Source organism: Achromobacter sp. UBA5777 (genome assembly GCF_002418565.1).
In the GTDB taxonomy this organism is placed as follows: Bacteria; Pseudomonadota; Gammaproteobacteria; order Burkholderiales; family Burkholderiaceae_B; genus Achromobacter; species Achromobacter animicus.
Map to the genome: position 1 here is coordinate 1 of NZ_DIEJ01000175.1, position 11,402 is coordinate 11,402.

10 protein-coding genes are annotated in these 11,402 nt (G+C 64.1%); 2 read left to right on the plus strand and 8 right to left on the minus strand.

The window, feature by feature from the left end; translation table 11 throughout:
• Positions 1-26 precede the first annotated feature (26 nt).
• The 3 genes from B3446_RS13635 to polA all read right to left on the minus strand — a co-directional run bounded on the left by B3446_RS13635 (position 27) and on the right by polA (position 4,509).
• Positions 27-794: a dienelactone hydrolase family protein gene (locus B3446_RS13635; protein ID WP_291381810.1), complete on the minus strand. Its 768-nt coding sequence runs from the start codon at positions 792-794 to the stop codon at positions 27-29.
• A gap of 57 nt (positions 795-851) precedes the next feature.
• On the minus strand, positions 852-1,688 hold the full coding sequence (locus B3446_RS13640; RefSeq protein ID WP_175124682.1) for a ZIP family metal transporter: 837 nt from the start codon (positions 1,686-1,688) through the stop codon (positions 852-854).
• 103 nt (positions 1,689-1,791) lie between these two features.
• Positions 1,792-4,509 (minus strand): DNA polymerase I, encoded by a 2,718-nt coding sequence (gene polA, locus B3446_RS13645; RefSeq protein ID WP_291381812.1) that lies wholly within the window; start codon positions 4,507-4,509, stop codon positions 1,792-1,794.
• A 52-nt stretch (positions 4,510-4,561) separates the two neighbouring features.
• Here polA and B3446_RS13650 point away from each other — a divergent pair, with 52 nt between their 5' ends.
• Complete coding sequence (locus tag B3446_RS13650) at positions 4,562-5,188, plus strand: TIGR00730 family Rossman fold protein (protein WP_291381814.1); 627 nt, start codon at positions 4,562-4,564, stop codon at positions 5,186-5,188.
• 75 nt (positions 5,189-5,263) lie between these two features.
• Here B3446_RS13650 and B3446_RS13655 read toward each other — a convergent pair whose 3' ends face one another.
• The gene (locus tag B3446_RS13655) at positions 5,264-6,127 is read right to left on the minus strand and encodes a LysR family transcriptional regulator (protein WP_291381816.1); all 864 of its coding nucleotides are present in this window, start codon (positions 6,125-6,127) and stop codon (positions 5,264-5,266) included.
• 106 nt (positions 6,128-6,233) lie between these two features.
• Here B3446_RS13655 and B3446_RS13660 point away from each other — a divergent pair, with 106 nt between their 5' ends.
• Positions 6,234-6,632 carry a tautomerase family protein gene (locus B3446_RS13660; RefSeq protein WP_291381818.1) on the plus strand — a complete coding sequence of 133 codons (399 nt, stop codon included), beginning with the start codon at positions 6,234-6,236 and terminating at the stop codon, positions 6,630-6,632.
• A gap of 96 nt (positions 6,633-6,728) precedes the next feature.
• Here B3446_RS13660 and typA read toward each other — a convergent pair whose 3' ends face one another.
• The 4 genes from typA to infB all read right to left on the minus strand — a co-directional run.
• A complete protein-coding gene (typA, locus tag B3446_RS13665) occupies positions 6,729-8,552 on the minus strand; it encodes a translational GTPase TypA (RefSeq protein ID WP_191576608.1) in 1,824 nt (607 codons plus the stop codon).
• The gene (gene truB, locus B3446_RS13670; RefSeq protein WP_191576609.1) at positions 8,549-9,301 is read right to left on the minus strand and encodes a tRNA pseudouridine(55) synthase TruB; all 753 of its coding nucleotides are present in this window, start codon (positions 9,299-9,301) and stop codon (positions 8,549-8,551) included. The genes typA and truB overlap by 4 nt, the downstream gene beginning before the upstream one ends.
• Before the next feature lie 42 nt (positions 9,302-9,343).
• Positions 9,344-9,745 (minus strand): 30S ribosome-binding factor RbfA, encoded by a 402-nt coding sequence (gene rbfA / locus B3446_RS13675; protein ID WP_175124688.1) that lies wholly within the window; start codon positions 9,743-9,745, stop codon positions 9,344-9,346.
• Positions 9,746-9,766: 21 nt separating this feature from the next.
• Positions 9,767-11,402 (minus strand): translation initiation factor IF-2 (gene infB, locus B3446_RS13680; RefSeq protein WP_291381821.1); only part of this gene is annotated, 1,636 nt, incomplete at its 5' end.

The window sequence follows — 11,402 nt, forward strand, 5'->3', positions numbered from 1 at the left end:
CACTTTCGTGGCTCGCCCGTCCCGCCTCACAAATACCGCTTGAACCATTCCAGCATCCGCGCCCAGCCATCCTTCGCGGCCTCCGGGTGATAACTGGCGCGGTAATCCGCCAGAAACGCATGATCGGCCGCGGGATACACCACGATGTCGGACAGCTTCGCGGCGGCATTGCCCGCAGCCAGCTTCGTCTTCATGGCTTCCACGTCCGACAGCGGAATGCTGGCGTCGCGCCCGCCGTACAGACCCAGGACGGGACCATACAGCTCGTTCGTCACATCCAGCGCCACGCGCTTGATGAGCGGCCCGTGGCCCACGCTGAGCTTGCCGTACCAGGCCACGCCCGCCTTCACGTCGGGATTGTGCGCGGCGTACATCCACGTCAGGCGCCCGCCCCAGCAGAAGCCCNNGCCGCCGTTGGCGGCGGCCCAGGCCACGCTGGCGTCCAAGTCGCCAAACACCTGTTCGTCCGGGACCTTGCTGACGAGTTCGGAAATGAGCTTCGGGATGTCGGTGTAGGACGACGCGTCGCCCTGGCGCTGATACAGATCGCAGGCGACGGCCAGATAGCCGGCCTTGGCGACCCGGCGGCAGATGTCCTTGATGTGTTCATGCACGCCAAAGATTTCCTGGATCACCAGCACGATCGGCAGATCGCGCTTGCCCTCGGGCGCCGCGTAGTAGGCGTCGATGGGGCCACCCGTAACGGGCAGCTGGAAATCCCCGTGGACGAGGCCCTGCGTGTCCGTGTGGATCACGGTGGGGGCGACATTGCCTGCGGCGGTGGAAAAACTCATGGAGAACTCCTTGGTTGGGGTCGACGAAAGCCGGCCATCCCCACCGCCGTGCCAGCGCTAGTGCTGGTGGCCGTGCTCCGCATGCGGCGCGCCATGGTCATGGCCGCCATGGTCGTGCCCGTGGTGCATCAGGGTCGTCACGCTGTAGATCAGCGCCACACCCACACCGACCAGCAGCAATTGCGGGACGGCATCGGACAGGGATACCCGCTCGTGCATCTGCGGCATCAGGTCGGCCACCGAGATATACAGGAAGCTGCTGGCGGCAACCACCAGAATGTACGGCGTCCAGTCCTGCGCCTGCTGCAGCACGAAGTAGCCTATTATGCCGCCGACCGCTGAACACAAGCTGGTAAAGAGAATCAGCGCGAACGCCCGGCGGCGGCGCAAGCCGGCGTTGATCAGCACGACGAAGTCGCCCAGCTTGTGCGGTATCTCGTGGATGATGATCGACGCCGCGGTCAGCACCCCCAACAGCGGATCGGTAAGAAACGCCGCGGCGATCAGCACGCCATCGCACAGGTTGTGCAGCGAGCTGCCGATCAGGATGAGCATCCCGCCGCGCCCCGCCTCGTGCCGGTCGTGTCCCTTGTGATGGTGATGGCCGTCGCCTTCGTGGTGATGGCTGTGGCGCAGCAGCGCAATCTTCTCCAGCACGAAGAACCCGATCAGCGATGCGAGCATCAGCCCGAAGAGCACATGCGCGTTGCCGACGCCGGTCTCGAACGCTTCAGGCAAGAGATGCAGAAGCGCGACCGACAGCAGCACGCCCACCGACAGGCTCACCATGTGATGCAGGTATTTGGCAAAGACCTTGTACGCGAGCCAGCTCGCGATGAGGACAGCAATAAGGCCGCCGGTAATAGTGGCGAGCAAAACCCAGAGCAGCAACATGGAGGGGGGAAAAGATCAGGCGGGGGGAAGCGCAACATTATATTGTTGCAATCCAAAAACCGGAAATGGGCCGTCCGAGGACGGCCCGGGGGCACTCTGTCCCTTAGTGCGCCTGCTCCCAGTTCTTGCCCATGCCCACTTCCGCCACCAGCGGCACACGCAGCGTCGCCACGTTGCACATCAGACGCGGCAGCGCCTCCTTGACCAGTTCCAGCTCCTCGTCCGGCGCTTCCATCACCAGTTCGTCGTGCACCTGCATGATCATGCGCGTCTGCAGCTTCTCGGTGTCGAGCCAGTCCTGCACCGCCACCATGGCCATCTTGATGAGGTCTGCCGCCGTGCCCTGCATGGGCGCATTGATGGCCGCCCGCTCGGCGCCTTGTCTGCGCGGCCCGGAGGCGCCCCGGATTTCCGGCAACTGCAGCCGCCGTCCAAAGACGGTTTCCACGTAGCCCTGCTCGCGTGCCAGGCGCCGCGTGTCGTCCATGTACATGGCAACGCCGGGATAGCGCGCAAAGTAGCGGTCGATGTAAGCCTGCGCGGCGTCGCGCGTGATGCCCAGGTTGGACGCCAGGCCGAACACGCCCATGCCGTAGATCAGGCCGAAGTTGATGGCCTTGGCGGCACGGCGCTGATCGGTGGTCACGGCGTCCAGCGGCACGCCGAACACTTCGGATGCGGTGGCGCGGTGGATGTCCTCGCCCGCCGCGAAGGCACTTTGCAGATTCGCGTCGTCCGAGACGTGCGCCATGATGCGCAACTCGATCTGCGAATAGTCCGCGGACAACAGCAGGCCGCGCTCGGCAATGAAGGCCTCGCGCACCCGGCGCCCTGCTTCGGTGCGGACCGGAATGTTCTGCAGGTTGGGATCCGACGACGCCAGGCGTCCGGTGATGACGGCGGCCTGCGAATAGTGCGTGTGCACCCGCCCGGTCGCCGGATTGATCATGCGCGGCAGCTTGTCGGTGTAGGTCGACTTCAGCTTGGACAGCCCGCGGTAGTCCAGCAGCACCTGCGGCAACGGATAGTCCAGCGCCAGCTTGCTCAGCACTTCCTCGTCCGTGGACGGCGCGCCGCTTGCGGTCTTGCGCACCACCGGCAACTGCATGCGGCCAAACAGGATCTCGCCAAGCTGCTTGGGAGAGTTCAGGTTGAACGGCTGGCCGGCGAGTTCATAGGCCTTTTGCTCGAGCTGCAGCATCTCCTGGCCCAGCTTGTTGCTCTGGCGGGCCAGTTCCGCGGCATCGACCTTCACGCCGTTGCGTTCGATGGTGGTCAGCACGCCGGACACCTGCATTTCCAGGCGATAGATGCGCTCCAGCCCTTCGTCGGCGGCGACCATCGGACGCAGCACCTGATGCAGTTGCAGCGTGAAGTCGGCGTCTTCGGCCGCGTAATGCCCGGCCTTGTCTACCGCGACTTCGTCAAAGCCGATCTGCTTGGCGCCCTTGCCGCAGAGGTCCTCGTAGGACACGCCGCTGCGTCCCAGATAACGCTGCGCCAGATCGTTCAAGCCCACGCCACGATGCGATTCCAGCACGTAGGCCTGCAGCATGGTGTCTTCGGCGGCGCCGGCCAGGCGGATGCCTTCGTTGGCGAACACGTGCGTGTCGTACTTGGCATGGTGCAGCAGCTTGGCGCGCGCCGGGTCTTCCAGCCAGGGCTTCAAGCGGGCGAGCACTTCATCCTTGGGCAACTGGACCGCACCGTCGGGACCACGGTGCGCGACCGGGATATAGCAGGCCACGCCGGGCGCCACCGACATCGACAAGCCCACCAGGCGGGCCTGCATCTCGTCCAGCGACGTCGTCTCAGTGTCCAGTGCCACCAGCGATGCCTGCTGCATCAGTTCCATCCAGGCGTCAAACGCCGCCCAGTCAGAGATGATGCGGTAATCCAGCGTGGCGGGCGCGGCAGGCGCCTCGTGCGCGATGCGCGCATCGCCCGTGGGCACGCGCTCGACATCACCGGTCAGGTCGCGCAGCCACGTGCGGAATCCGTAGCGTTCATACAGCTCGGTCAGCGTGGCGTCGTCACGCGGGCGCGGCGTCAGGTCGTCCACGCCATCGATGTGACCGGTCAGATCGCAATCGCACTTGACCGTGAGCAGTTGGCGCGTCAACGGGAAATTGGGGATGGCTTCGCGCAGGTTGTTGCCGGCCACGCCCTTGATGCCATCGGCGCCTTCGATCAGCTTGTCAATCGAGCCAAATTCCGTAATCCATTTGGCGGCCGTCTTTGGCCCGACCTTGGTGACCCCCGGGACGTTGTCGACCGTGTCGCCCACCAGCATCAGATAGTCGACGATCCGCTCGGGAGGCACGCCAAACTTGTTCACGACGCCGGCCTCGTCCAGGACCTCGCCGCTCATGGTGTTGACGAGCGTGACGTGCCTGTTGACCAGTTGCGCCAAATCCTTGTCGCCCGTAGAGACGATGGTGTGAACGTCATGCTGCGCGGCACGATGTGCCAACGTGCCAATGACGTCATCCGCCTCGACGCCCTCGATTGCCAGCACCGGCCAGCCCAAGGCGCGCACCGCCCGGTGGATGGGATCGATTTGTGCTGCTAGGTCCTCAGGCATAGGGGGACGGTGCGACTTGTATTCCGGATACAGATCGTCCCGAAACGTCTTGCCGCGAGCATCGAAGATACATGCGGCATACTCTGCCTTATGGTCAGATACAAGCTTGCGCAGCATATTGACCACGCCGTAAAGCGCACCTGTCGGTTCGCCTTGCGCGTTGCGCAAATCGGGCATAGCGTGGAAAGCGCGGTACAAGTAACTTGAACCGTCGACCAGTAATAGCGTTTTTTTCATGGTTACAAAGGCAGATATGGATACACCCGCCGGCAAACAAATTCCGCTGATTATGTCAGAGATAAGGACGGCGGCAGACAAGCTCGCTCACATCGGGCCCGCAGTCAGCGTTTTCGGTAGCGCACGAGTCAGCCGTAATTCCCCGTACTATGAAACCACCATCGCGATCTCCGCAGCGCTGGCAGAAGCTGGCTTCGCAGTCATCGCGGGCGGCGGCCCCGGCATCATGGAAGCCGCCAACAAAGGTGCATTTGAAGCAGGAGGCACGAGCATCGGGTTGAACATCAGCCTGCCGCACGAAGCCCACAACAACGAATTCCAGACCATCAGCCTGTCCTTCGAGTACTTCTTCCCTCGCAAGGCAGCGTTTTTCATGCACAGCTTCGCCTACGTGGCGATGCCCGGCGGCTTTGGCACGCTGGACGAGCTCTTCGAAGCGTTGACGCTCATCCAGACGGGCAAGGTGCCGCCGGCGCCGATCGTGCTGGTCGGCAGCGAATACTGGTCGGGACTGACCGAATGGCTGGGCGACCAGGTGCTCGGCAACGGCATGATCGCCGCCCACGACCTGGATCTTTTCATCATCGAAGACGACCCCGTCAAGGTGGTGCGAAAGGTCGTGGAATTCCATGAACGGGTGATGTCCGCCGAACAGTACGCCCCTTCCCTGCCCGCCTGACGCGGCGGCCGTGCTGCGGACAGGGCGTCGCCCGCGCTTGTCCGCACGCACCGCAACCCTCAGTCAAGGCGCTGCCTACGTCATCGCCTTGACGATCGCTTCGCGCGCCAGCCCCACGAACTCGCTTTCGCCGGGGCGGGCAGCGAGCAACCTGAATTCCACCGATGGCAATGCCGGCAGGCCGGGCGCGTGCAAGCGCGCCATGCCCGCACCCAGCGCCGATTCGTTCAGGCACGCAACGCCCAATCCCGCGGCGACGGCCAACTGCAATCCCGCGACGCCGGACGCCACGTGCGATACCGTATAAGGCACGCCGCGGCGTGACAACATCCGCTCAACGTATTGGCGCAGCGCGCAGGTTTCCGGCAGCGCCAGCAACGGCAAGGGTTCGGCCAGCGGCGGCGTCACTCCCTCGGCCGCCATCCACAGCAGCGGTTCACGCCGCAGCAGCGCCCCGTCCGCCCGACCGCGCGTCGCGCCCCGCTCCTGGATGACCATGGATATGCCGACGTCGATCTCGCCGCGCTCGTAAGCCGCTTCGATCGCGCCGCTTTTCATGATGGTGACGTGCAGCCGCACCTGCGGATACTGCTCGTTCAGACGCCGCAGGAGGCGGGCGACGTCCCCCGGCCGGAAGTAATCGGTGATGCACAGGCGCAGTTCGCCCCGAAGCGCCACGCCGCGCAGGTCGCGATAGGCCTCGTCGCTCAGGGCCAGGATCGTGCGCGCATGCGCCAGGAGGCGCTGACCGGCCGGCGTGGCGCGCACGCCCGCCTTGCCGCGCACCAGCAACGGCTGACCCGCCCTCTCCTCCAGCTTGCGCATCTGTTCACTGACGGACGATTGCGACAGGAACACTTTGGGCGCCGCCGCCGTCAGGCTGCCCGCGTCCAGCACCGCAACCAGCGTGCGAAGCTGATCCAGATCGAATCCGCTCATGATTTATCCAACGGCTAAAGCGATGGGTGCAATCGTAATTTCCCGCTTTTCCGATGTCAACGCGCTTTCTACACTGGCCCTGTACCTACCCACCCGGAGAGCCGTCATGCCCCACATCGTCATCCATCGTTCCGGCACGCCCGATGCCGCCATTGACCAACGCATCGTCGAATCCGTCGCCGGGCTCACCCAGTCCGTGCTCGGAAAAAAGCTGCCGGTCATCGCCATCACGCTGCAGCACATTCCGCACGAACTCTGGTTCATCGGCGGGCGTCCCTTGTCCGAACAAGGCAAGAACGCATTCCACCTGGACATCAGCGTCACGGACGAGACCAACACCAAGGCCGAGAAGGCGCGCTTCATCAAGGACGTGTATGCCGCGTTCCAGGAGATCCTGGGCGAACTGCACGAGTGCTCGTACGTCCACGTGATCGACGCGCGCGCGGCGGCCTATGGCTATGGCGGGCGGACGCAAGAGTACCGGCACCAGCACGGCGCGGGGTAGCCGGCGGCCGCACGGGTTGCAAAAAAAAGCCGCGCACCCGAAGGGGCGCGGCTTTTCATTGATCTGGCAACAAGGCGGCGACTGCCGCCTTCAAGCTCAGACCGCGGCTTCGCGCGCGGCGCGCTTGCGCTCGTTTTCGAGCAGGTAGCGCTTGCGCAGGCGGATCGACTTCGGGGTGATTTCCACCAGTTCGTCGTCGTCGATGAATTCCACGGCGTATTCCAGCGACATCTGGATCGGCGGAACCAGGCGCACGGCTTCGTCGGTGCCCGACGCGCGCACGTTGGTCAGCTGCTTGCCCTTGATCGGGTTCACGACCAGGTCGTTGTCACGGCTGTGGATGCCGATGATCATGCCTTCGTACAGCGCATCGCCCGGGTTGACGAACATGCGGCCGCGATCCTGCAGCTTCCACAGCGCGTAGGCCACGGCGTCCCCGTTGTCCTGGCTGATCAGCACGCCGTTGCGGCGCTCGCCGATGGAGCCTTCCTTGATCGGCGCGTATTCGTGGAAGATGTGGCTCATCAGGCCCGTGCCGCGCGTCAGCGTCAGGAATTCGTTCTGGAAACCGATCAGGCCGCGGGCCGGAATCAGGTATTCCAGACGCGTACGGCCACGGCCGTCCGGCTGCATGTCCTGCAGGTCGCCCTTGCGGCGGCCCAGCTCCTCCATCACGCCGCCCTGATGCGCGTCTTCGACGTCAACGGTCAGCGACTCGAACGGCTCGCACTTCACGCCGTCGATTTCCTTGAACACCACGCGCGGACGCGACACGGCCAGCTCGTAGCCTTCGCGACGCATCGTTTCCAGCAGAATGGTCAGGTGCAGTTCGCCACGGCCCGACACTTCGAACACCGTGTCGTCGCCCGTGTCGCGCACACGCAGCGCCACGTTGGACTTCAGTTCGCGATCCAGACGGTCGCGCACCTGGCGGCTGGTCACGAACTTGCCCTCGCGGCCGGCCAGCGGCGACGTGTTCACCATGAAGTTCATGGTCAGCGTCGGTTCGTCGATGCGAAGCATCGGCAGCGGTTCCTGGTTGACCGGGTCGGTCACGGTGCAGCCAATGCCCAGGTCTTCAATGCCGTTGATCAGCACGATGTCGCCGGCTTCGGCTTCGTCCACCACGATGCGCTCCAGGCCATGGAACTTCAGCACCTGGTTGATGCGGCCGCGGCCGCCTTGACCATCGGGACCGAACTTGTAGGCCACTTCCATGCCCGGGCGCATACGGCCACGGTTGATGCGGCCCACGCCGATCTTGCCGACGTAGCTGTTGTAGTCCAGCGAAATGATCTGCATCTGCAGCGGGCCGTTGGGATCGTCCTCGCGCTGCGGCACGTGTTGCAGGATGGCTTCGAACAGCGGACGCATGTCGCCTTCGCGCACATCCGGCGTGAGGCCGGCGTAACCGGACAGGCCCGACGCGTACACGACCGGGAAGTCCAGCTGCTCGTCGGTGGCGCCCAGCTTGTCGAACAGGTCGAACGTGGCGTTGATGACGAAATCGGTACGGGCGCCCGGACGGTCAACCTTGTTGACCACGACGATCGGCTTCAGGCCCAGGGCCAGTGCCTTGCGGGTCACAAAAATGGTCTGGGGCATCGGGCCTTCGACCGCGTCAACCAGCAGCAACACGCCATCGACCATGGACAGCACGCGCTCGACCTCGCCACCGAAGTCGGCGTGGCCCGGGGTGTCGACGATGTTGATGTGGGTGCCTTCGTACTCAACGGCACAGTTCTTGGCCAGAATCGTGATGCCACGTTCCTTTTCCAGGTCGTTCGAGTCCATGACCCGTTCGGTCAGCGCCTGGTTTTCGCGGAAGGTGCCGGATTGGCGCAGCAGCTGGTCGACCAGGGTGGTTTTTCCGTGGTCAACGTGGGCGATGATGGCGACGTTGCGCAAGGCGCGAGTCATAGCGAGTCCTTTAAGGTCAGGGTGGAGGGCAGCAAGCCCTCCGGCAATTCGTTCAGTGCAAGCAATGCCTGCTTGGGGTCTGGCATGGCCTGCAAGGCTTCCAGTTCAACGGCGCGTTCCAGAGAGAAGGGCCCGACGTGCGTGCGCCGCAGCGCCGTCAGGTGGGCGAAACAGCCCAGCACGCGCCCGATGTCCTGGGCCAGTGTTCGGATGTATGTGCCTTTACTGCAAGCCACATCGATCTCTGCCTGCGTCCCGGTCAGGGACAACAGCTCGATGCGGTATATCGTGATCTTGCGCGGCGGGCGTTCCAGCTCGATGCCCGCGCGGGCGTACTCGTACAACGGCTTGCCGTCGCGCTTGAGCGCCGAGTACATCGGCGGAATCTGCTCGATGGTGCCCGAGAAACGTGACAGTGCATCGCGCAGCGCCTGTTCCTCGACAACAAAACCGGGGTCGGCAGTCGCCGTTACGTTGCCCGTCAGGTCGCCGGAATCGGTTTCCGATCCAAATTGCAGCGTAGCGCGATATGCCTTGTCGGCGTCAAGCATCGCGCCGGAAATTTTGGTGGCGCGGCCCATGCAGCACACCAGCAGGCCGGTGGCAAAAGGGTCCAGCGTGCCGGTATGGCCGGCCTTGGCCGCGTCCATGGCGCGTTTGGCGCGCTGCAAGGCGTGATTGCTCGACAAACCCACAGGTTTATCAAGCAACAGCACACCGTCGAGCGCAAGCCCGCGTCGTTTAGCCATCGTCGAAATCCGGAAAAAAATGAAGCAGTGACGACAGCCCGATCAGGACTTGTCTTCAGGCTCGTCGGGTACGCCCGAGTGCGGGCCGGGGCGGTTTGCGCGGTCGATGAGGATCGACATTTCGATGCCACGGGCGACTTGCTCGTCGTGGAAGAAGCGCAAAGTGGGGACGGTGTGGATGTGCAGAAGCTTGTAGAGCTGCGAATGCAGCCAGCCGGCCTTCTCGTTCAGCAAGGTGGTGGCGGCTTCGGGCTCGGCGCCCAAAACCGTGAACCACACCTTGGCATGCGCGTAGTCGGTCGACAGTTCCACACCCGAAATCGTGATCAGTCCAGCGCGTTTCGTGTCGATTTCGCGCTGGATGATCCCGGCCAGATCCTTCTGGATCTGGTCGGCCAGCCGCAGATTGCGGCCGGGAATGGCTTTGGACTTGTGACGGCTCATTAACAATGCCTGGCGCCTGCTTTACAGCGTGCGCGCAATTTCCTTGATTTCAAAGACTTCCAGCTGGTCGCCCACCTGGATGTCATTGTTGCCGCGCAGCGTCAGACCGCAATCGAAGCCCGACTTGACTTCCTTGACGTCGTCCTTGAAGCGGCGCAGCGACTCGAGATGCCCCGTCCAGTGAACCACGTTGTTGCGCAGCAGGCGGACCTGGGAATCGCGGCGCACGATGCCGTCGAGCACCATACAACCGGCGATGTTGCCGAGGCGGGAGATGCTGTACACCTCGCGGATCTCGACCAGGCCGATGATTTCTTCCTTCTTCTCGGGCGCCAGCATGCCCGACATGGCGGCCTTAACTTCATCCACGGCATCGTAGATGATGTTGTAGTAGCGCACGTCGATGCCGTTGTTTTCGGCAAGCTTCTTGGCGCTGGCATCGGCGCGCACGTTGAAGCCGATAACGACGGCGTGCGAGGCGATGGCCAGGTTGATGTCGGTTTCCGAGATGCCGCCGACCGCGGCGTGCACGACCTGCACACGCACTTCGTCGGTGGACAGCTTGACCAGCGACTGCACCAGGGCTTCCTGCGAACCCTGCACGTCGGTCTTGACGATGAGGGTGAGGGTCTGGGTGCCTTCGCCGAGGTTGTCGAACATCGATTCCAGCTTGGCAGCCTGTTGGCGGGCCAGCTTGACGTCGCGGAACTTGCCTTGACGGAACAGCGCGATTTCGCGCGCCTTGCGCTCGTCGGACAGTGCCATCAGTTCGTCGCCGGCGGCCGGCACTTCGGTCAGGCCCTGGATCTCAACGGGGATCGAGGGACCGGCCGTCTGGATCGGCTTGCCGTTTTCGTCGAGCATGGCGCGCACACGGCCAAAGCTTGCGCCGGCCAGCACGACGTCGCCGCGCTTGAGCGTGCCGCTTTGCACGAGGATCGTCGCGACCGGGCCGCGGCCCTTGTCCAGACGGGCTTCGATGACCAGACCCTTGGCGGGTGCGTCTTCGGGCGCCTTCAGTTCCAGCACTTCGGCTTGCAGCAGCACGTTTTCGAGCAGGTCGTCGATGCCCTGGCCGGTCTTGGCGGACACGCCCACAAACGGCACGTCGCCGCCGTATTCTTCCGGCACGACCTGTTCGGCAACCAGTTCCTGCTTGACGCGTTCCGGGTTGGCGGCGGGCTTGTCGATCTTGGTCACGGCCACCACGATGGGCACGCCTGCGGCCTTGGCATGGTGGATGGCTTCGCGCGTCTGCGGCATCACGCCGTCGTCGGCGGCAACCACCAGAATCACGATGTCGGTCGCCTTGGCGCCGCGGGCACGCATGGCGGTGAACGCCTCGTGGCCCGGGGTGTCAAGGAACGTCACCATGCCGCGCTCGGTGCGGACGTGGTAGGCGCCGATGTGCTGCGTAATGCCACCGGCTTCGCCCGCGGCAACCTTGGCGCGGCGGATGTAGTCCAGCAGCGAGGTCTTGCCGTGGTCGACGTGGCCCATGACGGTCACGACCGGCGCGCGCGGCAGTTGCTCGGCTTCGGATTGGGTGGCGGATTCGTCCAGGAAGGCTTCCGGGTCGTCCAGCTTGGCGGCGATGGCCACGTGGCCCAGTTCCTCGACCACGATCATGGCCGTTTCCTGATCCAGCACCTGGTTG